Consider the following 22,119-nt stretch of genomic DNA (forward strand, 5'->3'; position numbering starts at 1 on the left):
AGCCTTTCACTGACGCGGGAGACCGACATGTCGAATCCGAAAGAAGTTCCCGCCCTCCCGCTGAAGGGCTACAGCCTGTTGGACTTCCAGCCCGATCCGACCGTGGTCGGAATCTCCTTCGACACCGAGGCGGGTGTGTTCATGTTCGTGGCCACCAAGGAAATCCTCGACATGCTCGGCCAGGCTTTCATCCACAAGGCCGCCTCCATGCCGTCGCGCGAGCAGAGCTGAGACAAAGCTGTTTGCCACTCCGGAATCGGGTGGCGAATGGCTGAAGATCGTCGCAAACTCCGGACCTCACCACATCGGATGCTGATGCGATCGATGGAGGCTCATATGACCGACGTTCAGTTCACTCTCTTCGACACCGCCATCGGCCGTTGCGGCATTGCATGGGCCGATCGCGGCATCGTTGCCGTGCAATTGCCGCAGCCGGACGAAAAACAGACCCGCGTGCGCATCAAGCAGCGCCATGCGGATATCGTCGAAGCCGCACCGCCGCCGGCGATACAGGCCGCCATCGACGGTATCGTCGAACTGATGAGCGGCAAGCCGGTCGATCTTCTCGATATCGATCTCGATCTCAGCGACGTCCCCGAATTCAATCGCAACGTCTATGCGATTGCCCGCCAGATCCCGCCGGGCGCAACGCTGACTTATGGCGATATCGCCAAGAAGCTCGGCGGTGTCGAACTGTCACGCAATGTCGGGCAGGCGATGGGGCAGAATCCGTGTCCGGTGATCGTGCCGTGTCACCGGGTGCTGGCTGCCGGCGGCAAGCCAGGCGGATTTTCGGCCAATGGCGGCGTCGAGACCAAGCTCAAGATGCTCGCCATCGAGGGCGCGTATGTGAATCACACGCCCTCGCTGTTCGATTAGACCTGCCGCAAGATTGCCGCAGGCCTGACGCAGGATTTTCGCAAGCTGACGTGAAATTGCGTCAGGCCGCTTTTCGATCCTAACCCTTTGGCGGAACGGAGATCTTGACCGATTCCCGCTGCAGCATCTTGTCGTGGAAAGCGTCGAGTTTCGGAAACGCCTTGCGCCATCCGCAATCCGGGAAGCGGAAGTCGGCATAACCGAGCACACAGACGAGCGCGATCTGCGCCGCATCCATCGGACGCGTCAGGATGTCCGGATGATTTTCGAAACGTGCGAGCCCTTGCCATGCGCGATCCCACTGATCGTCATACCAAGCCTGCCACAGAAACTCTTTGGGGCGCACGCCGACCTCATAGCGGCACAGCAGCATCGCATCCGTCATGCCCTGCAGCATTGAATGCTCGCTCTTCACCTTCCAGCGCGCCGGACCCGAGGCCGGGATCAGTTTGCCGCCGCCGGCGAGCTCGTCGAGATATTCGGTGATGACATAGGAATCGACGATGACATTGCCATCGTCGAGGATCAGCGCAGGCAACTTCCTGACCGGGCTGATGTCATGCGAATAGGCTTCGTTTTTCTGGGTGGGTGCGACAGCGGCAGGCGTGAGTTCGATCTTGTCGATCAGTCCGAGTTCGATCGCGGCAATGCGAACCTTGCGTGCGAAGGGCGAACCCGGAGAAAAAGTCAGCTTCATTTTTGGTCCTTTCCTCAGTTCTATTGGTCGTCATTGCGAGCGCAGCGAAGCAATCCAGTCCTTGCTTTGTGGCCTTCTGGATTGCTTCGTCGCTTTCGCTCCTCGCAATGACGAGGACAGTGATACGCCTTAAGCCGCAACCACTTTCTGTTTCTGCTCGCCGAGCTTCTCGATGCCGAGCGTCATGACGTCGCCGACTTCGAGGAATTTCGGCGGCTTCATGCCGAGGCCGACGCCGGGCGGCGTGCCCGTGGTGATGATGTCACCGGGCATCAGCGTCATCATGCCGGACAGATACGACACGATCTGCGGCACATTGAAGATCATGGTCGCGGTCGAGCCGGTCTGGCAGCGCTTGCCATTGACGTCGAGATACATGCTGAGCTTGTGCACGTCGCCGACTTCATCTGATGTCACCAGCCACGGGCCGAGCGGGCCGAACGTGTCGTGCGACTTGCCCTTGGTCCACTGGCCGCCGCGCTCGATCTGGAAGAAGCGCTCGGAAACGTCATTGCAGACGCTGTAGCCGGCGACATATTTCAGCGCATCGGCTTCGGTCACATATTTGGCTTTGGTGCCGATGACGATGGCGAGTTCGACTTCCCAGTCGAGTTTGGTCGAGCCGCGGGGCTTTTCCACGTCGTCATTGGGGCCGCACAGGCTGTTGAGCGCCTTCATGAAGACAATGGGCTCTGACGGAATCGGCATGCCGGATTCCGCCGCATGATCCGCATAGTTCAGGCCGATGGCGATGAATTTCGGCTTGCCGCCGACGGGCGAACCGATGCGCGGCGAACCGCTCACGGCAGGCAGCGATGCCGGGTCGAGCGCAGCGAGCTTGGCAAGATTGGCGGGCGCAAATGCATCGTCAGCCAGATCCTTCACCTGGCCGGAGAGGTCGCGCAGCTTGCCGTCCTTGTCGATCAGTCCCGGCTTTTCGCTGCCGAACGCGCCGTATCTTACGAGCTTCATTGTCGTCTCCCTTGGGGCTTGCCTGAAAGGTTGTGGAACAGGGCGCGGGGAAATTCAACCGCGCGACAGAAAGGTCAGAGCCGCAAAAATCAGTGCTGCAGCGCGGCAAATCTGAAAGCATCGCCCTCGCGCATGATGTGGCCGGCACCGAAGTGACCGCCGATCACCAGTGTCGGCGTATCCGCAAAACGCGAGAACAATGCGCGCCGCGATACGGCGGATTGCAGGGGATCGGCATCCGCCGTGGACGACCAGTCGAGATGCGCCATCTGCACCGGATGATGTGCGGCGTCGCCGGTCAGCAGCGCTTCCTCGCCTGCGGATTTGATATGCACGCTCATATGGCCGGGGCTGTGGCCCGGTGTCGGGATCAGCGTAACCTCGTCCGAGAGTTGCGCATCGCTGGCAACGAGATCCATCAGCCCCGCATCGGCGATCGGCTTTACGGAATCGTTGAACACGGCGAGATGCGGCGCCGTATCGCTATGCGCCGCCCAGTAGTTGTATTCGTGCTGCCCGAACACATAGCGTGCATTCGGGAATGTCGGCGTCCATTGGCCGGCGACCAGTTTTGTATTCCAGCCGACATGATCGACATGCAGATGGGTGCACAGCACCGTGTCGATACTGTCCGGCGCGAGGCCCGCCGCCGTCATGTTTTCGAGGAACGGCGTGTGCAGATTATTCCAGGTCGGCACCGAACGGCCCTGCTTGTCGTTGCCGAGACACGTATCGACTATGATCCTTTGCGTCGGCGTTTCCACCACCAGCGCATGGATCGACATTTTCAGCCGGCCTTCAGGAGTTGCAAATTCCGGCATCAGCCACGGCAGCGCATGGACCTCATCGGGGCCGACCTGCGGGAGAATGAAGCGTGTGCTGCCAATCGTCTCGCCTTCGATGATCTGCGTGATCCTGACTTTGCCGACCGTCCATTGCATCAGGCGTTCACCCCATTGTTCTTTTTAGGGCTGAAAGATGCGGGTTTCCGGCGTGGCGCGCAATGGATCATCTCGCGGGGCTGCGCGTTGTCAGAGTGGAACACCGGGCCCTGCAGCGAGGAGCGTGCGATGCCAGAACTAGCGATTTCATCCGAGAAAGTGGGCTTTCTGATCGAGAAGGCCCGGCAGTTCGATGCCAAGGATATCGCCTCGGATCCCGATTCCGGCTCCAATGGCGCGGACGACGATATGATCGATGTGTTGGAGGACAATGGCGAAGATCCCGTGGCGCGGGAAATCGCGGGCTTCATCAGCGCGCTCACCGAGGACGAGCAGATCGACCTCGTCGCCCTGATGCGGCTGGGACGCGGCGACGCCACTATCGAGGAATGGAGCGACTTGCGCCGCGAAGCCGCAGAAGGCCGCAACGGGCGCACCGCGCGCTATCTGCTCGGCGAGCCTTTGCTCGGCGATCTCCTCGCCGAAGGCCTGGAAGAATTCGGCGTCGATTGGTCCAGCGAACGCACCACGCCGGTCCATTGAGCGCGTAACACAAAAACAAAAGGCGATCGGCATGCGAGCCGATCGCCTTTTCGCGTCTTGAGATATCGCCGCTTACATCGTGCCGGGGAAAGCGCCGCCATCGAGCACGATGTTCTGGCCGGTGATGAAGCCGGATTTCGAACTGCACAGCCAGGCACATGCCTGCCCGAATTCATCGGCTTCACCGAAGCGACCCGACGGATTTTCGGCCGCGCGCTTGGCCAGGATCTCATCGACCGAAAGACCTGTCGCCTTGACCTGGCCGGCGGCAACGCCCTTCAGGCGGTCGGTGTTGAATGGGCCGGGCAGCAGGCCGTTGATGGTGACATTCGCACGCACGGTCTTGCGCGACAGGCCGGCGATGAAGCCGGTCAGGCCGCTGCGCGCGCCGTTCGACAGGCCGAGCACATCGATCGGCGCCTTCACGGCGGCCGAGGTGATGTTGACGATGCGGCCGAACTTGCGCTCCATCATGCCGTCCACCGTCGCCTTGATCAGCTCGATCGGGGTCAGCATGTTGGCATCGATGGCCTTGAGCCAGTCGTCGCGGGTCCAGTTGCGGAAATCGCCGGGTGGCGGGCCGCCGGCATTGTTGATGAGGATGTCGATCTGGCCGGCTGCCTTCAGCGCAGCTTCGCGGCCTTCGACCGTGGTGATGTCACCGACGACTTCGGTGACCTCGACGCCCGGATGGGCCTTGCGGATATCGGCAGCGGCTGCCGCCAGCACGTCGCCGCCGCGTGCAGTCATCGTGACATGCACGCCTTCTGCGGCCAGCGCTTCGGCGCAGCCACGGCCGAGGCCCTTGCTGGATGCGCAGACAAGCGCGCGGCGGCCTTTGATTCCAAGATCCACGATATCACTCCTGAAGTTGTCGAATTGGCGAAGAAAAGAGGGGGCCAGTCTAGCTCGTCGCAAGCGGCCTGATAAGGGCACCGACGTCAGAGCCGGTGCGCGCGTTTCCATTGCTCGATGGTGGCAGTCACGTCCGGCGGCAGCGATTTGACGCCCTTCTGCCCGGCCAGCGAGAGCAGGGGCCGCAGCTGCGACCCGGTCATATAGGCCGGCTGCCTGTCGGCCGGCACAAGCTGGTCGAAGATCAGCACCAGCGTCACCGCGATCAGGCCGACGCGAATGGCGCCGAGCAAAGCGCCGCCGAGCCGGTCGCCGATGCCGATCTCGTGGCCGATCACGTCGTTGATTGCCATGCGCAGCAGCGAACCGAGCACGATGCCTGACACCAGGAAGATCGCGAAGAACAGCAATGAATTTTGCGTGGTCGAAGCGGCGGCGCTGCCGGATAGTTGCGGCGCGATCAGCCCTGTGATCCAGACGGCGATCGGCATGGCCAGCAGATAGCCCAGGATGGTCACGGCGCTGCGCAAGAGGCCGGCGCGGAAGCCGATGACCATGGCGACGATCAGGCCGACATAAACGACGACATCGAAACTGTTCATCGCGGCTTCGTCCCCATGCGGCAATTCCGCGTCAAAGAAATCGGCGGAGCGCGGCGGTTTGCGATCGCGGCAAGGCCGGGTATCACTAGGGCAAAATCAAAGGGAAATGCCATGTCCGGGATATTTGACGTCAGTAAAGAAACCATCCTCATCACCGGAGCCTCGCAGGGCCTCGGCCGACAATTTGCGCGCGTGCTGTCCGCGCATGGTGCAGCTGTGGTGCTCGCAGCGCGGCAGATGGGCAAGCTAGAGAGCCTTCAGAAGGAAATCACGGACAAGGGGGGGCGCGCTGTCGCGGTGTCGATGGACGTCACCGACAATGCCTCGATCGCAAACGCGTTCGATGCCGTTGAAGCTGTGCTCGGGCCGGTCAGCGTGTTGATCAACAATGCCGGCATCGCGGTGGAGAAGATGGCCATCGATCAGACTGAGGCGGATTGGGACGCGGTCATCGGGGCCAATCTCAAGGGCGCCTATTTCGCGGCGACCGAAGCCGCGCGCCGCATGATCGCGCATAAAGTGGAGGGCAATATCGTCAATATCGCTTCCGTCCTCGGATTCGGGCTGACCAAGGCGGTGTCGCCTTATGCGATCTCGAAAGCCGGCATCGTGCAGGCGACCAGGGCACTGGCGCTGGAACTCGCCGCGCACCGCATTCGCGTCAATGCGCTGGCGCCGGGCTATATCGATACCGACATCAACCACGCCGCGTGGGACACGCCCGTGGGCGAGAAGCTGGTCAAGCGCATCGCGCAGCGCCGGGTCGGTCATGAGAGCGATCTCGACGGTGCCATTCTGCTGCTGGCCTCGCAGGCATCGCGTTACATGACCGGCAGTACCGTGACCGTGGATGGCGGCTTTTTGCTGAATTAGGCCGCCAGAGCCCGTCCAGCGGGCCTGAAACGCCGGTTTCGGCGGTTGCATCCGGGTCGTGCCGGGTTGTGCCGAAACAGGGCAGATTGTCGTTTTCCCGGACCGTCATAAAAGCGCAAAAAGATCGCCGCTGCCCCTTTCCAAAGCAGGCAGGCATTGGTACATACCCCTCGCACCGAGGGCTTTGCCCCGGTTGCCTTCTCAGGAAGCCTCCGGACTGGGATCGATCGACGCCTTGGCGTTGGCCGACTTCGTTTCGTCTCTGGTTTTCCGAAAGGTTTGGCGCGGGGTGGAGCAGCCCGGTAGCTCGTCAGGCTCATAACCTGAAGGTCATAGGTTCAAATCCTATCCCCGCAACCAAACCATTAAACAAAGCCCAGCAATCTCAATGGATTGTTGGGCTTTGTTTTTGATGCTGGAATCGGCACCAGTAACATCAATGATTTAGCCCGTTGGCTCAGGTCACCCCGCAACCAAGTATGTAGATGGTGTAGGCACAGCAGCGAACCACAACGACTGCGCATTTCGTCGTGTCGAGGACGCGATTCTGAGGGAAGCATCGGGGCGGTCGATACAAACGCATCTGAGCTGCAAAACGTCAAAGAATGGCATTGGAAGATTTGACAATGTCGGCGTTGCGCGTGCCGCGCTTGATGGCTGAGACCGTGACCTGTAAGCGTCCTGTCAGCATGTTTTTGCGATTGCATTAACGACATCGCATCGGCGAGATCATCTGCGGACGAACTTCTCCGTCTGATCGAGGGCTCGGCAAGGGAGCGTGATGCCATCGCATCTGGAAAATGCCGCCTTCGTTGTAGTCGTCCTTGGATTGTTGATGGCGGCCCCGAGCGCAGCCGTTGCTGCCAGTGATCCGGCCGCCGCGCCGCATCAGGCCGCCACGCAATGGCAGATCGATATGCCGCCCCAATCAGTGGATGAAGCCATCTACCAGCTTGGCGTCGTGACCGGCGTCCAGATTTTTGCTGACGGACAGGTCGTGGCCGGCCGCCGCGCCAGGAGCATTTCGGGGGCGTATACGGCGGAAGATGCGTTAAAAACCGTGCTGGCCGGGACTGGACTTGTTGTCCGCGCGACGGGGATGGGCTCGCTATTGGTGACGGAAGCGTTGTCGGGGCCAAAAAGCGAGGAGCTTCGTCGCCACTATTCCACTGAGTTGCAGCGCAGGGTCGTGAAATCGCTCTGTGCAGCAGCGGACCCGGGCATCGGAAACTATCGGCTCGCTTTGCGGATGTGGATAACGGAGCAGGGGCGTCCCGAACGTGTGGACCTGCTCAGCTCGACGGGCGATCGAGACCGCGACCTCCGTATTCGCGACGTGCTGCAAGGCATTTCAGCGAGCAAGCCGCCAGAAGGGCTGCCGCAGCCGGTGATCATGGTGATCTTGCCGCGATCTTCACAGGATAGTGGTGATTGTAATCCGCACCAAGCCGTGCCGGCGGGACTGGACGGCCGGAAGCCGTGACAGGCGATAACGTCCTGTCACAATATTTCCATAAAGGGACGTGGCGCATAAGTGTCCTCGCTCGGCCGAAGGCTTGAGCGGGCCGCACGCATTCGCGCCTGTTTCGAGTTGGAATGACCATCGTATGAGAGTGAGCGGGCAGGCGCTGTTGTTGCAGACATTGCTGGACGACTACGGTCCGTTGCGAAGCAAACTTGCGCGACGCCTTGGCTCTCCTGACGCTGCCGACGATGTCTTGCAGGAAGCGTATTTGCGCCTTGGCCGGATAGAAGAGCCTGGCGCCATTCAGCATCCAAGGAGCTATCTTTTCAGGATTGCGCTCAATATCGCTGCCGATCGCCGCCGCTCGGAGGCCCGGCGGCTCGATCGATCGGAGGTCGAGCTGCTGCTCAAACTGGAGCATGACGAACTCGATCCCGAACGCGTCGCTGCCGGCCGGTCGTCAATGCGTCAGCTTGTCCAGGCGCTGGAGCAACTGCCAGATCGCCGCCGCACGATCTTTCTGGCTGCGCGCACAGAGGGACGGGCGATTTCCGACATTGCGGCGCAGTTCGGGATTTCGACGCGGATGGTCGAGCGAGAGCTCAAACAGGCGCTCGACCATTGCCGCGAACACCTCGAAATAAATCTGTCGCACAAGTTCGGTCCCGGCCACCCTGTGGCGTCTAAGGATTGAGGGAACATCGTGCGCGACGCGACATCTAATCCATCGGGCGACATTTCAGCGACGAGCGGCGATGGCCCACTCGCCGTGGAGGCCACCGTATGGCTGGTCCGATTGGCGTCAGGAGAGGCGACCAGCGAAGACGCCGCTGCCCTGCAGCGATGGCGTAGCCAAAGCTCCGCCCATCGTCAGGCCTTTGCTGAAGCGAAGCTTCTGTGGGAGGTGCTGGGTCCGGCGGGCGATATGGTGCGTGAGCGCGCGAAAATCTCTGCTGTGCAAGCCCAGGTCGCTACAAGCGTCATCGTAAGCCGTCGGAATGTGAAGCTCGGCCGCCGCGCATTTCTTGGCGGGGCGCTGGCAGCTTCCGTTGCAGCTGTCGGTTATGTCGGGTCACGGCCGCCATTTCGCCTATGGCCGTCACCCGGCGAATTGACGGCCGACTATCGGACGGGAACAGGCGAGCGTCAGACGATCGCATTGGCGGACGACGTCTCTATCGTCATGAATACCCAGACGAGCATCGACATCCGCTCCGGAGCAGCCGGCACGCGCGCATTCGAGTTGATCGACGGCGAAGCAGCCGTGACGGCGAAAGCCTCTTTCGAGGTCTTTGCTGCCAACGGTCGCGTGACGGCATCTTCCGCCCGCTTCAATATGCGCAGGGATCAGACTTCGGTCTGCGTGACATGTTTGGAGGGAGCCGTCAGGGTCAACCGCCACGATCAACTCGTCGAGGTGCTCACCGGGCAACAGGTTGTCTACGACGACAACGGATTCAGGCCGGTGGCTCCGATCGACGTTGCCGTCGCCTCGGCATGGGAGCGCGGACAATTAATCTTCCGCCACGAGCCGTTTGCGCGTGTTGTGCAGGAACTCAACCGCTATCGGCCAGGAAAGATCGTACTGTTGAACGATAGACTCGGCGAACGTGACGTTGTTGCGACATTTCAACTTAGCCGCATTGATGAAGCCGTCGTCAATCTCGCGCAGACCTTCAGCGCACGGCTGCGCCGCCTCCCGGGCGGAATGGTTCTGCTCAGCTGATCTCAGATTTTTTCAGAAAAGTTGCGGCGCGTGGTTCGGACTCGATCGCAGGGTGGCGGTCTTAGAGGTGAAGGGGTGCAAACCCGCTGACATCTCACGTTCAACCTCGCGAGTTATTTTCATGGTGTTTGAAAAAGCCGGCTTTCGTTCCAGGAAATTCCGGTCCAGCGAGTATGGTGAGCTGTCGGGTCAATCAGCAGAGGCGATGTCGTTCGCGAGCCGGAAGTTGTCGCGGCGATTGGTGCTGACGGGTGCGAGTACGCTGGCGCTGGTTCTCGCCGCGCCGGATCTCGTCTACGCCCGTTCTCTGAACGGCAGCGGCGGCGGCGTGGTGTCGGCGCCCAACATCGCCTCTGATGCCGCCGCGCTGGCGGCGCAGCAGGCCGCAGCGGTGGCACGGCAGACACAGGGTTCGCTGGCGCTTGCAGCGCGCGCCTTGCAGGACATGCAGGCACTACAGGCGACCGCACGCGCCGCAGCCGCCGCAGGGCAGACCTCGCTGACGGCGCCGGTCCATGTGCCGAACGGCCTCGGCGCCGGTGGTCTGCTGCCGAATATCCCGGCGGGATGGTCCGGCGCCAATACGCCGACGCAGAGCGTCGATGCGAGCGGCCAGACTCAGGTCGGCATCAGACAGACCACGCCACAGGCGATCCTGAACTGGCAGAGCTTCAATGTCGGCGCGCGCACCACGCTGACCTTCGACCAGCAGGGTAACGCCAACTGGGTGGCGCTCAACCGCGTCAACAACGCCACAGCGCCGAGCCAGATCCTCGGCACCATCAAGGCCGACGGTCATGTCTATGTGATCAATCAGAGCGGCATCATTTTCGGCGGCAACAGCCAGGTCAATGTCGGGTCGTTGATCGCATCGACCGCCGATATCGCCGACACCCAGTTCCGCACCAACGGCATCTACAGCACCCAGACCGGCAACATCTACGCGCCAAGCTTTACCGCTGCGGGCGGCAAGGTCGTCGTCGAGGCTGGTGCCACGATCAGCACGCGTGCACCATCGTCAGTGACCTCGGGCGGCGGCACTGTGCTGCTGATCGGCTCGCAGGTCGAGAACGCCGGCAGCATATCGACGCCGAAGGGCCAGACCTTGCTTGCGGCCGGTGACGACTTCATCCTGCGGCGCGGCTTCGGCACCGAGGGCAATGCGACATCGACGACGCGCGGCATCGAGATATCGACAGCCATCGGCACCGGCAGCCAGAGCGGCCGTGTCGGCAACAGCGGTCTGATCTTCGCCCAGCAGGGCGATATCACGCTGGCGGGCCGGACGCTGGCGCAAGACGGCGTGCTGCTGGTCACCACGTCGGTCAATACCCGCGGCACCATCCATCTGCTCAATTCGGCGGCGGACCGCCAGGGCAGCGTAACGCTGGGCGCGGGCGGCGTCACCGCCATCCTGCCCGAACTCGACAGCAGTGAGACTGCACTCGACAGCCAGCGCGATGCACTGATCGCATCGTCGTCGGCGGCCAATCTGCTGCGCGCCGGCAGCGCCACGGGGGCGTTCGACAACCTGTCGATACTGGCGGACCGCCAGGACCAGTCCCGTATCGAGATCGTCACCGGCGGCGTGGTCAATTTCCGCAACCAGTCGCAGACCATGGCGCAGGGCGGCCAGGTCGCCGTCAGCGCCGGCACGCGGGTGTTCGCCGAAACCGGCGCCAGCATCGACGTCTCCGGCGTGCGGGGCGCGGTGCGGCCGATGTCGGCCAACCAGGTGCTGGTCAACGTCCAGGGCAACGAACTCAGGGACTCGCCGGTCAATCGCGACAGCGGCGCGCTGATCAACAAGAATGTCTGGATCGACATCCGAGATCTCGTTCTGGTGCCCGCGGGCACCGGCGGTTATGCCGGTGATCGCTACTACACCAAGGGCGGCCTGCTCGAACTCGGCGGCTATCTCGCCAACACCGCCCACACCATCGGCGAATGGGCGGCGCTCGGCGGCACCATCACGCTGTCGGCTCCGGAAGTGGTCGCGCAGCAGGGCGCAAAGTTCGATATCTCCGGCGGCGCGGTGAGCTATGAGGGCGGGCGGATCTATACGACCAGGCTGATCGGCATTGATGGTCGTATCTACAGTTTCGACAATGCGCCCGCCGATATGAAGTTCGTCGCCGCCGCCGGCGGCTTCGTGCGCACGCATAACATCCAGGGCAAGGTGTCGGATCAGCTCACCGAGGTCTGGACATCACCGCTGGCGCGGTCGTCGAGCTGGCGTTACGAGGAAGCCTACACTGTGGGCCGCGATGCCGGCCGGCTCAACCTGTCGACGCCGACGGCGATCTTCGAGGCTGATATCATTGCCGACGTCATCGCGGGCGAGCGCCAGAACAGCGTACGCGCGGCAGCCGTCGCCGACGGCTACAAGCAGGTGCAGAACGCCGCACCGGTCGCCGGCACGTTGGGGATCGGGCAATACACCGCGCTTGGTCGAACCAATCTCTACACCAGCAATGTCCGGATCGGCGACATCGCCGATGTGGGTAAGGGCATCGCCGCAGGCGACGTGATTCCCGCAGAGCGTACGAACACGGTGTGGCTCGACGCCGATCGCCTCAGCGATCAGCGGCTCGGCGGCCTGCAACTCGGCACCCGCGGCAAGATCGTCATCGATGGCGACTTGACGCTGGCCGATGGCGGGATACTTGATCTGATCGCGCCGGTGATCGACATCAAGGCTGACGTCACTGCTCATGGCGGCGCGATCAATGCCACTAATGTGTTCACTTCGTCGGTGGTCGGCACCCAGGGGCTGACGCTGAACGGTACGTCGAGGATCGCGGTGCGCACGGGCGCCACGCTCGATCTCAGCGGACTGCGCAGCGCCGCGTCCGATGGCGCGGACCCGACCGCACTCGCATATCTCAATGGCGGCGCGGTGTCGCTGCAATCCACGCAGGACGTGGTGCTCGAGGACAAGGCCCTGATCGACGTGTCGTCGGGCGGCATCTTGCGCAACGGCAAGGTCCAGGGCGGCCGCGGCGGCAATGTCACGCTCAAGGCCAATGCCAACGGCGTCGGTGGCGATGGCGAACTCATTGTGGCGGGCGACGTACGCGGTTACGGCATGAGTGGTGGCGGCACGCTGACGCTGCAGGCCGGTCGCGTGGTGATCGGGGATGCGCCCGCCGTCCCGGAAACAGGCACGCTGGTGCTGGCGACGGATTTCTTCGCCAGAGGCTTCGCTGCCTATATGATCATCGGCAACCGCAGCCTGGCTATGACCGAAGGTGCAGCCGTCGATGTCACGATGCCGGTCTACCGCTTTGCGCTCGGCGCGCCATCCGGACTTCAGGTCTGGACGCCGCCACTCTATGCGGAGAATTCATCGACCGGCGTGCTGACCCAGCGCGGCGGCGCCAGCCTGACCCTGCAGGCCGGCAATAATCAGTTGCTGGCGAGCGATCTGCCGTCGGTCGATCTGAGCATTGGCAAGAATGCGGCGATCAATGTCGATCCCGGCAACGTCATTACGCTGAGCAGTGCCGGCCAGTTGACGGTGGACGGTTCGCTGCACGCGGCAGGTGGCAGCATTGCGCTGAAGACCATCGATTTGATCACGACCGAGGCCGACAAAGTTGCGGCCACCACCAATAGCCGTTCGATCTGGATCGGAGAGGCCGCACGGCTGGATGTGGCGGCACAGGCCGTGACTGCCCGCGATGCGCGCAGTCGACGCTACGGTGTGGTCGCCAATGGCGGCAGCATCGTCATTGGCGGCGAGATCGACGGCGCGCTCGGGCAGGCGACGTCCTCGAATAACTTCATCGTGGTGCGGCCCGGTGCCGTGCTCGATGCATCGGGCGCCGCGGCAACGCTCGACATTTCCGGGCGTGGCGCGGTCGATGTCGCCAGCAATGGCGGCAGCATTTCGCTGGTATCAAACAACGGCTTGTTCCTGGACGGCACCATGATCGCCCGCGCGGGTGGTGCCGGTGCCGCCGGCGGCAGTCTCAATATCTCGCTGCAGATGCTCGAATACCGCATCGCCAGCGGTGATCCGGTGAATGTTCCGCTTGCCGATCCGGCCTACCGCGCATTGCGCCGGATCGTGATCGCCGATCTGCAGGGCGAGTCGGTATTGAGCGCCGGTCTGCAGGCCGGTGCGGCCGATCCGGCCCTGGCCTATGGCTACGGACGACTTGGCGCCGACACCGTGGCGAATGGCGGCTTCGACAATTTGTCGGTGATGAGCAGCGCCATCGGTTTCGACGGCGATGTCAGCCTCCGTGTCGGGCAGAGCCTCAATCTCTACAGCGACATGGTGATGCCGGTCGCCGGGAGTGCACAGGATGCGCGGATCTCGCTGGCGGCCGCCTATGCGCGATTGGCGCAGATCAACTATGTCTACAAGGAGCCGGATGCGCAGAAGTCCCGTACCCCGGTCTTCACCGCAGCGCCGACGCGCTACGACGTTCAGCTCAACGTCGCGGCGGATCTGATCGACATTCGCGACACCGTCAATCTGAATTTCGGAATTACGCGCCTCGCAAGCGCCGGCGACCTGCGCTTCCTGCAGGGCGTGCGGCCGGTGCCCGGCGTGCCGGTCGTTGGCGCGATCACCACGTCGCTGCTCAGCCCCGGCAGCATCACCCTGCGCGCGGCGCAGGTCTATCCGGCGACCGGCACGGTCGCGCAGGTCCAGGTCGGGCAAAACACCGTGAATGGCGTGATCGGCTACGATCCCGCGCGAATTCTGCGCATCGAGGCGACCTCGGCCGAGATCCCGACGGTGCCGTACTCGGTGTTCGGCGACCTCATCCTGGCGGCCGCCTTTGTCGAGCAGGCCGGCGTCGTTCGCGCGCCGCTCGGCAAGCTGACGATCGGCACCGGCCAGTACGAGGGGTCGAACTCCACCCGCGTCAGTTTGCTGGCGGGCAGCCTGACTTCGGTGAGCGGGCGTGGCCTCGTGATGCCCTATGGCGGCACGGTCGACGGGTTGAGCTACCAATATAACGGCAAGGACGTGACGCTGATCGGCGCGGGCGGGGCGGGCTCCACGACCTTGCTGATCGGCATCGCCTTGGGCGGCAAGAGCGCCATCGTCGATTCCGGCGCGGTGCTGGACCTCTCCGGTGGCGGCGATCTCACCGGTGCGGGCTTCATCAGCGGTCGCGGCGGTTCGGTCGATATCCTGCGCACGTCATTCCGCAACGCGAATCCCGCGAATGTTTTCAGCGCCTCGGGCAATGCGGTCTATGCGATCGTCCCGAATTTCAAGGGCGACTATGCCCCCGTCGGCGCGGATGCCGGCACCGGCAATCCGCTGGTCGGACGCCAGATCACCTTGGATGGCAGCACGCCCGGACTGCCGGCCGGCACCTATACCCTGATGCCCTCGACCTATGCGTTGTTGGCCGGCGCGTTCCGCATCGAGATCGGCGCACAGCAGTCACGCACTGCCCTCGCCGGGGCTGTTCCAGTCGCCAATGGGTCGTACCTCACGTCCGGCCAGCTCGGCTTTGCCAATACGGCGATCAGGGACAGCCTCGCCAGCCAGGTCGTGCTGACGCCTTCCACGGTCGTGCGCAACTATTCGCAATACAATGAGACCAGCTATGCCGATTATGTGGTGGCCGATGCCGTGAAGCGCGGCGTGCCGCGGGCGATGCTGCCGGTCGATGCGCGCAGCCTGGTTCTTAATCTCAACCCCGGCGCCGGCATCGATGCATTCCGCTTCGACGGCACGGCGCGGTTCGATGCAGCGAGCGGCGGCTATGGCGGCGCCGTGATGGTCGCGACCTCGTCCGGCGGCGGCTACGATATCGAGGTTCTTGCTGCCGGCGCGGCGGCTTCGGCCGGCTTCCTGGGCCTGTCGCTGGATTCGGCGATGCTGAACGCACTCGGCGCGTCGCGGCTGGTGATCGGCGGCGTGCAATTCGTCGTGTACGGCCAGGGCGGCCGGCTGGTCGATAGTTACGACTCGACGCAATATATCTATCTCCGTCAGGGCTCATTGCTGTCGGCGCCGGAAGTCTTTTTGATGGCCAACAGCGGGAATTACTTGACCGGCTCCGGGATCGTCATCGAGCAGGGCGCCCATATCAACACTATCGGCAATGGTGCGGCGGCCTACGACTCGCGAAATGGCTATGTCTACGCCGCGACCGGCAACCAGGTGATGGTCTCCAATGGCTTGCTCGATCTGGTGCCGAACACGGCGGCGGCGAATGCTGTCACGGCCAGTGGCGTGCGCATCGGCGTCTGTGACAGCGGCAATTGCAGCGGTCAGACCGAAATTTACTCCGAAGGCACCGTTGCGCTGGTGACGCCGAACCAGTTCCAGCTCGACGACGCCGTACGTTACGGCACCCGCAATCTCACGCTCTCGGTCAGCCGGATCAATCTCGGCGACAGCGCCGTGCTGAACGACGCCGCGGCGCGTAACATCCTGCCGAGCGGGCTGTCGATGAACCAGGCATTGCTCGACCGCCTGCTGCGCGGCGATACGCGCTACGGCGCGCCGGGGCTCGAGACGCTGACGCTGTCGACGTCCAATGCCGTCAACATTTTTGGCACCGTCACGCTCGACACCGTCGATCCCGCCACCGGCAAATCAACGCTGGCCAATCTGGTACTCAGCGCCCCGGCAATTTACGGCGCCGGCGCCGCCGGCGATGTCGCCACCATCCGCACCGGCAACTTCATCTGGCGGGGATCGACGCTGACGCCGGGCGAACTCGTCGCCAATGGTGCGGGTACCGGCAACGGTACGCTGAACATCGCGGCCGATCGCATCGTGTTCGGCTACGGCCCCAATTCGCGCCCGAGCGGCAACGATATCGACAACCGGCTGGCGCTCGGCTTCGCCAATGTCAATCTGTCGGCGACCGACCGCGTCAGCGCCAACCAGCAAGGCACCCTGTCGGCCTATCAATCGCGCGGCACCTATGTGGCCGGGCAGGGCTACAGCTATAGCGGCGGCAACCTCACCATCGCCGCACCTTTGGTGACCGGCGAGGGCGGCTCGGTCAACAGCATCACGGCGGGCGGCGCCCTGCGGCTGGTCGGCGCTGGCGCGGTCGCCACCGACACGCTCGGCGCGCAACTGACGCTGAGCGGCGCCAGCATCACGCTCGATACCGCGATCGTGCTGCCGAGCGGCAAGCTGACGTTGAAGGCGACTGGCGACATCACATTGACCGGCGCGTCGCGGATCGACGTTGCCGGCCGCGAGGTCGTGTTCAACGATGTCAGCAAATATAGCTGGGGCGGCGACGTCACGCTCGACAGCAGCACCGGCAATGTCCGTCAGGCATCGGGCTCGGTGATCGATCTTTCGGCGCGCTTCAACAATGCCGGGAGCCTGACCGCGATCGCGCTCGCGCTCGATGCTGCGGCCGGCACGGTCGATCTGCAAGGTGCGATCCTCGGCACCACCGAGGGCCGCTACGATGCCGGCGGCACGCTGGTGCCGTATCGCGCCGGCAGCGCCACCGTGCGCGCGCAGACGCTCGGCGATTTCGCCGCGCTCAATACGCGTCTCAATGCCGGCGGCGTCTATGGCGCACGCAGCTTCCAGATCAAGCAGGGCGATCTCACCATCGGCAACGAGTTGAAGGCCAATGAGGTCAACGTCTCGCTCGACAACGGCGTGCTCACGGTGGCTGGGACCATCGACGCCAGCGGCGAGAGCGTCGGCACTATTCGCCTCGCTGCGAAGCGCGGCCTGACGCTGACGGGATCGGCGGTACTCGATGCCCACGGCACGGTGCTACGGGTCGACAGTTACGGCAAGATCATCGACAGTCCGAACCGCGCCATCGTCGAACTCAGTTCGGGCAACGGCCGGCTGACGCTGGCGCAGGGTGCACGCATCGATCTGCGGCACGGCACCAATGCGGCGGTGGGCTCGGCGGCGGGACAGAACGATGGTCTCGCCCGCGGTACGCTGGAGCTGAACGCGCCGCGGATCGGCAGCAGCGGCAACGTCACCGATGCCGACGCGGCGACCTATGGCGATATCGATATCGATGTCGGCGGCATGCCGATCATCCAGGGCGCGCGCTCGATCGTCGTCAATGCGATGCGCAGCTACGACGATGCACCCTACGCAGCGGATCCCGCCGCCAACGGGCGGCTCTATCAGTTCATCAATCAGACGTGGCTCGACGGCAAACATGCCGAAAGCAACGATTTCATCAATGCGGCGCTCCTCAACGCCGCGCTTGTCAACGGCAAGCTCGCGGGTCTCAATAATGCAACTTATCGCGATGCCTTCCATCTGCGGCCTGGCGTCGAAGTCGTCAGCAAGACGCCGGATGGCGATCTCGTCGTGCAGGGCGATCTCGACCTGTCCGGTTACCGCTTTGCCAGCCTTAACCCGTATTCACAGCTCACCGGCATCGCCGGAGACGGCTCGGGCGAAGCGGGCGCGCTGACGCTGCGCGCCGGCGGCGATCTCACCATTTACGGCAGCATCAATGACGGCTTCACAGCGCCGCCGGCGACGCAGGACGACAAGGGGTGGCTGCTGCTGCCCGGCGTGGAATTCACCGGCGCCGATATCACCATTCCGCGCACCGGCGTGGTGCTCGCGACCGGCACCACATTCATCGGCGGCAAGGCGTTGAATTTCGATCTGCCGATGCAGGCGGCGGTTTACGCTGCGGGCACGGTGATCCCGACGGCCAGCTCATTGAGCACGCCGATGGATCTCGCCGCAGGAACCGTGCTGAGCGCCAATGTGCGCGATCAATTCGGCACGTTGCTGTTCGCGGCGGGTTCGATCGTCACTGCGCCCGTCACGCTTCCGGCCGGCACGCAGTTCGATGCCGGCATGAAGCTGCCGGGGTCCGCGTCGCTGGCGGCGATGATCTGGCCGAAGGGTGTCGCGCTGCTCGTAGCGGGCACGCTGAGCAGCGATCTCGCGCTGCCGCTTGGCGCGGTGCTGCCCTCGGGCACCAATGTCCTGCTGCCCGGCGGCTTGACGTCGGTCGACTTGCGGCCCGGTGCGGCCGGCAAATTATACGGCGCGGCGGCGATGCTGCCGGAAGGTTCGCAGTCGTGGTCGGTGCGGCTGGTGGCCGGCGCTGATACTGGCGCGGCCGACAGCCGCCTGATCAATCCGAGCGCGGAGCATGGCAATCTGGTGCTCGCCGACAATCACTACGGACTGTATGGTAAGCCGACCCCCGAGAGCATCCTCCTGACCTATTACGGCTGGGAGAGCTACATTGCCGACGGTGACCCCGCGGATTATGTCGGCAAACCGGTCGACTATGATTTCTTCGGGACCACCATTTGTTCGGACGATCCGATGGTCTGCGAATTGTCCGCCAATCCCACCTTCGACTATCTGCCCGGGAGCACGCGTTTCAGCGTCGTTCGAACAGGTGCGGCCGACCTTGACCTCATCGCATCCGGCAATGTGCAAATGGGCACGCTGTACGGCGTCTACACCGCCGGCACGTCCTCGACCACGACCAACAACTCCAGCGATCCGTACAATCTGCCCCGGGTCAGAACCGCCTCGGGCACGGTGCTTGGCGACCTCAACAAGGGCTACGAGAAATTCGTCGATGGCGGGGCGGACAGCCTGGCGCGCGCCTGGTATCCGACCGGCGGCGGCAACCTGACCATCAAGGCGGGCGGCGATCTCACCGGCAATCTGATGACCTTGCCGGTCTACACGAACGGGGTCGGTCGCCCGAACGCGAAAGATATAGGCTACAACAGCGCGGCGATCGGCAACTGGCTGTGGCGGCAGGGCACCGGCGCTACGCTGGGCGGCGGCGCCGATCAGGCCACCGCCTGGTCGATCAATTTCGGCAGCTACGTCTCGCCATCGATCCTCAGCCAGGTCAGGGCCGACACCTTGATCGGCTTCACCGGTTTCGGCACCCTGGGCGGCGGCAACCTCCGCGTCGATGTCGTCGGCAATGCCGGCATCGTCACGCTGATGGGCAACAACAACATCACGTCGACCCGGGTGGACGTCCAGGATCAGTTCTCCAACCAGCGCACCCAGGGTCTCGTGCTCGCCGTGGGCAGCACTGGCCGGGTCGGCGCCGATGGCAGCCTGACGCTGACCGGCGGCGGCGACCTCGACCTGCGGGTCGGCGGCAAGCTGAACCCGGCCTCGCTGTACAAGGACGCCAGCCTCAACGGCACGGTCACTAACCTGCGCGGCGATACAAGGATCGCCACAGGTTCGCTGGGCATGGTGAGCCCGACCTATGGCGTCCAGCCCATCGACCAGTCGCCGCGCGAAAGCAGGGCCTTTGACGTGTTCAATCCGTCGCGGGCGTTGGCCTTCGGCGGGTTGGTTCTGGCGCCTGGCGATTCGACCTTCACGTTGAGCAGCGGCAGCGACCTGGTGCTGTCCGGCGCCAGCGATCCCGGCCGCGTAACCACGATGATCGACGCACCCTACGGCCGCACCGGCGCCGCCGGCGGCAACAGCTGGTTCTCGCTATGGACGGATCGCAGCGCCATCAACCTGTTCTCCGCGGGCGGCGACCTGGTGCCGGTCAGCCTCGGCACCTTCTTGCCTTCTACCGACTCGGCGATCATGTATCCGTCGATCCTCACTGCGGTCGCGGCCGGCGGCAGCTTCTACTACGGCAATGCGATCTCCGATCGCTCCGCCCCGGTTACGACCGTCTACGCGCCGCTGCTGCTGGCGCCTTCGGCCAACAGCAAGCTCGAATTCCTGGCCTCGGGATCGATCTATGCGGGCGGCTACACCGTGGCCCGATCGAGTGCATCGGCGTCGTCGCTGGCGACGCCGTTCCATCCGGCCTTCACCGTGGTCGAAGCGGTCACTGGCGGGACCAAGTTCAGCAATCTGTCGGCGACCGGCAACGTGGCCTATGAGAGCCTGGGCATCCTTCCATTGTTCGCCTTCGGGCCCAACACCGCCACCGCCGAATGGGGCGACCTCGATCCGGCGCGGTTCTACGCCGTCAGCGGCGATCTGGTCGGCGTCAGCAGCGGCCGCACCGTGACGTTTGCGGCCAATGATCCGACGCGGGCCGGGCAGGTCTGGTATCAGGGCGCAGGCCCGGTGCGCATGATGGCCGACCGCGACATCGTCGGCAGTGGTACCGCGCTCGGCGTCACCGAGGACGGGCTGGGGGCAGGTTACAAAACCTATTTCTCCTCGACCAGCAACCTGTTCGTGCACAATTCCGAGACCGACGTCTCGCTGGTGCAGGCCGGACATGACATCATCTATAGCAGCTTCAATATCGGCGGCCCCGGCACGCTGCAGATTTCGGCCGGCCGCAACATCCTGATGGACGACAAGGCCAGCGTCGTCTCCGTAGGCCCCGTGGTTGCGGGCGACAACCGTCCCGGCGCCAGCGTCGCGATGCTGGCCGGTATCGGCGCCAAGGGGCCGGATTATGACGCACTGCTGCGCTATCTCGATCCGGCTAATCTGGTGCCGGCGGGCACGCCGCTCGAAGGCTCGGGCAAGGTCGCCAGGACTTACGAGAAAGAACTCGCAGCGTGGCTGCAGCAACGCTATGGCTTTGTGGGGACTGATGCCGAGGCCCACGCCGCGTTCGTTGCACTGGCGCCGGAGCAGCAGCAGATCTTCCTGCGCCAGGTCTATTTCGCCGAACTCACCGCCGGCGGCCGCGAATACAACGACACGACCAGCACGCGCTACGGCAGTTATCTGCGTGGCCGTGCCGCCATCGCAGCGCTGTTCCCCGGTGCTGCGGACGCGTCGGGCGATATCACCATGTTCGGCGGCTCCGGCGTGCAGACTTTGTTCGGCGGCGACATCCAGATGTTGACACCATCAGGCAAGCTGGTGGTCGGCGTCGAAAGCATCGCACCGCCGGCGACCGCCGGCCTGGTGACGCAGGGCAGAGGCAACATCCAGATCTACAGCCAGGGCAGCGTGCTGCTCGGCCTGTCGCGCATCATGACGACGTTCGGCGGCAATATCATCGCATGGACGGCGAATGGCGACATCAATGCCGGCCGCGGTGCCAAGACCACGGTGGTCTATACGCCGCCGAAGCGGGTCTACGACATCTACGGGAATGTCACGCTGTCACCGACGGTGCCGTCGTCGGGCGCCGGCATCGCGACGCTCAACCCGATCCCGGAAGTAAAGGCCGGCGATATCGACCTGATCGCGCCGCTCGGCACCATCGATGCAGGCGAAGCCGGCATCCGCGTCTCGGGCAATATTAACCTCGCGGCATTGCAGATCGTCAACGCCGCCAACATCCAGGTGCAGGGATCGTCATCCGGCATTCCGACGGTGCAGGCGCCAAGCATCACTGCAGCGCTATCGACCTCCAACGCCACTGCGGCGACGCAGCAGACAGCGACGCCGCAGCAGGCGGCCAACACCAGTCCATCGGTGATCATCGTCGAGGTGCTCGGCTATGGTGGCGGTGGTGACACCGAGCACGACGAACAGCGCAAGCGTGACGACCGCCGGGGCATGCTGGAGCCGCCGCAGGTGCGTGACGCCTACAACGATCGCAGCGCTGTGCAGATCGCCGGCTATGGCGAACTGAGCGACGCAGAGGCGGGCATCTTGACTACAGAGGAGCGTGAGAAGCTTCGGCGGCGATGAT

Annotated in this window: 13 protein-coding genes and 1 tRNA gene; 9 read left to right on the forward strand and 5 right to left on the reverse strand. The window is 63.7% G+C overall.

Features of this window, described 5'->3' with window-relative positions; translation table 11 throughout:
• The first annotated feature begins 27 nt into the window (after positions 1–27).
• Both CHC01_RS18435 and CHC01_RS18440 read left to right on the forward strand, forming a co-directional pair.
• Entirely contained in the window at positions 28–231 is a 204-nt protein-coding gene (locus CHC01_RS18435; protein WP_068729147.1) for a hypothetical protein, read from the forward strand.
• Positions 232–336: 105 nt separating this feature from the next.
• Positions 337–879: a methylated-DNA--[protein]-cysteine S-methyltransferase gene (locus CHC01_RS18440; RefSeq protein WP_089266220.1), complete on the forward strand. Its 543-nt coding sequence runs from the start codon at positions 337–339 to the stop codon at positions 877–879.
• Between the two features lie 79 nt (positions 880–958).
• On the opposite strand, the gene CHC01_RS18445 is transcribed toward CHC01_RS18440, so the two are convergent.
• From CHC01_RS18445 to CHC01_RS18455, 3 genes are all read right to left on the reverse strand, one after another.
• On the reverse strand, positions 959–1,576 hold the full coding sequence (locus CHC01_RS18445) for a glutathione S-transferase family protein (protein ID WP_089265750.1): 618 nt from the start codon (positions 1,574–1,576) through the stop codon (positions 959–961).
• Positions 1,577–1,705: 129 nt separating this feature from the next.
• Complete coding sequence (locus tag CHC01_RS18450; RefSeq protein ID WP_089265751.1) at positions 1,706–2,548, reverse strand: fumarylacetoacetate hydrolase family protein; 843 nt, start codon at positions 2,546–2,548, stop codon at positions 1,706–1,708.
• An 89-nt stretch (positions 2,549–2,637) separates the two neighbouring features.
• Complete coding sequence (locus CHC01_RS18455) at positions 2,638–3,489, reverse strand: MBL fold metallo-hydrolase (RefSeq protein ID WP_089265752.1); 852 nt, start codon at positions 3,487–3,489, stop codon at positions 2,638–2,640.
• A gap of 129 nt (positions 3,490–3,618) precedes the next feature.
• Between CHC01_RS18455 and CHC01_RS18460 the strand changes: the two genes are divergently transcribed.
• The gene (locus CHC01_RS18460; RefSeq protein WP_089266221.1) at positions 3,619–4,032 is read left to right on the forward strand and encodes a DUF3775 domain-containing protein; all 414 of its coding nucleotides are present in this window, start codon (positions 3,619–3,621) and stop codon (positions 4,030–4,032) included.
• Between the two features lie 72 nt (positions 4,033–4,104).
• On the opposite strand, the gene CHC01_RS18465 is transcribed toward CHC01_RS18460, so the two are convergent.
• Positions 4,105–4,887 (reverse strand): SDR family oxidoreductase, encoded by a 783-nt coding sequence (locus CHC01_RS18465; protein ID WP_089265753.1) that lies wholly within the window; start codon positions 4,885–4,887, stop codon positions 4,105–4,107.
• 86 nt (positions 4,888–4,973) lie between these two features.
• Complete coding sequence (locus tag CHC01_RS18470) at positions 4,974–5,489, reverse strand: CvpA family protein (protein WP_089265754.1); 516 nt, start codon at positions 5,487–5,489, stop codon at positions 4,974–4,976.
• Between the two features lie 111 nt (positions 5,490–5,600).
• On the opposite strand from CHC01_RS18470, the gene CHC01_RS18475 reads away from it, so the two are divergent.
• From CHC01_RS18475 to CHC01_RS18500, 6 genes are all read left to right on the forward strand, one after another.
• Complete coding sequence (locus CHC01_RS18475) at positions 5,601–6,362, forward strand: SDR family oxidoreductase (RefSeq protein ID WP_089265755.1); 762 nt, start codon at positions 5,601–5,603, stop codon at positions 6,360–6,362.
• Positions 6,363–6,645: 283 nt separating this feature from the next.
• A tRNA-Met gene (locus CHC01_RS18480) sits at positions 6,646–6,722 on the forward strand.
• A 421-nt stretch (positions 6,723–7,143) separates the two neighbouring features.
• Complete coding sequence (locus tag CHC01_RS18485; RefSeq protein ID WP_089265756.1) at positions 7,144–7,845, forward strand: STN domain-containing protein; 702 nt, start codon at positions 7,144–7,146, stop codon at positions 7,843–7,845.
• A 124-nt stretch (positions 7,846–7,969) separates the two neighbouring features.
• Positions 7,970–8,521: an RNA polymerase sigma factor gene (locus CHC01_RS18490; protein WP_089265757.1), complete on the forward strand. Its 552-nt coding sequence runs from the start codon at positions 7,970–7,972 to the stop codon at positions 8,519–8,521.
• Positions 8,522–8,596: 75 nt separating this feature from the next.
• Positions 8,597–9,553 (forward strand): FecR family protein, encoded by a 957-nt coding sequence (locus CHC01_RS33330; RefSeq protein WP_283805461.1) that lies wholly within the window; start codon positions 8,597–8,599, stop codon positions 9,551–9,553.
• A 205-nt stretch (positions 9,554–9,758) separates the two neighbouring features.
• On the forward strand, positions 9,759–22,118 hold the full coding sequence (locus tag CHC01_RS18500) for a filamentous hemagglutinin family protein (RefSeq protein ID WP_089266223.1): 12,360 nt from the start codon (positions 9,759–9,761) through the stop codon (positions 22,116–22,118).
• The last annotated feature ends 1 nt before the right edge of the window (position 22,119 follow it).

The organism is Tardiphaga sp. OK246, from assembly GCF_900188215.1.
GTDB classification, from domain to species: domain Bacteria; phylum Pseudomonadota; class Alphaproteobacteria; order Rhizobiales; family Xanthobacteraceae; genus Tardiphaga; species Tardiphaga robiniae.

What these genes read in the sequence shown, in the direction of transcription:
- CHC01_RS18435 (WP_068729147.1), top strand. Translation starts at nt 28, where the DNA reads ATGTCGAATCCGAAAGAAGTTCCCGCCCTCCCGCTGAAGGGCTACAGC.
- CHC01_RS18440 (WP_089266220.1), top strand. Translation starts at nt 337, where the DNA reads ATGACCGACGTTCAGTTCACTCTCTTCGACACCGCCATCGGCCGTTGC.
- CHC01_RS18445 (WP_089265750.1), bottom strand. Translation starts at nt 1,576, where the DNA reads ATGAAGCTGACTTTTTCTCCGGGTTCGCCCTTCGCACGCAAGGTTCGC.
- CHC01_RS18450 (WP_089265751.1), bottom strand. Translation starts at nt 2,548, where the DNA reads ATGAAGCTCGTAAGATACGGCGCGTTCGGCAGCGAAAAGCCGGGACTG.
- CHC01_RS18455 (WP_089265752.1), bottom strand. Translation starts at nt 3,489, where the DNA reads ATGCAATGGACGGTCGGCAAAGTCAGGATCACGCAGATCATCGAAGGC.
- CHC01_RS18460 (WP_089266221.1), top strand. Translation starts at nt 3,619, where the DNA reads ATGCCAGAACTAGCGATTTCATCCGAGAAAGTGGGCTTTCTGATCGAG.
- CHC01_RS18470 (WP_089265754.1), bottom strand. Translation starts at nt 5,489, where the DNA reads ATGAACAGTTTCGATGTCGTCGTTTATGTCGGCCTGATCGTCGCCATG.
- CHC01_RS18475 (WP_089265755.1), top strand. Translation starts at nt 5,601, where the DNA reads ATGTCCGGGATATTTGACGTCAGTAAAGAAACCATCCTCATCACCGGA.
- CHC01_RS18485 (WP_089265756.1), top strand. Translation starts at nt 7,144, where the DNA reads ATGCCATCGCATCTGGAAAATGCCGCCTTCGTTGTAGTCGTCCTTGGA.
- CHC01_RS18490 (WP_089265757.1), top strand. Translation starts at nt 7,970, where the DNA reads ATGAGAGTGAGCGGGCAGGCGCTGTTGTTGCAGACATTGCTGGACGAC.
- CHC01_RS18500 (WP_089266223.1), top strand. Translation starts at nt 9,759, where the DNA reads ATGTCGTTCGCGAGCCGGAAGTTGTCGCGGCGATTGGTGCTGACGGGT.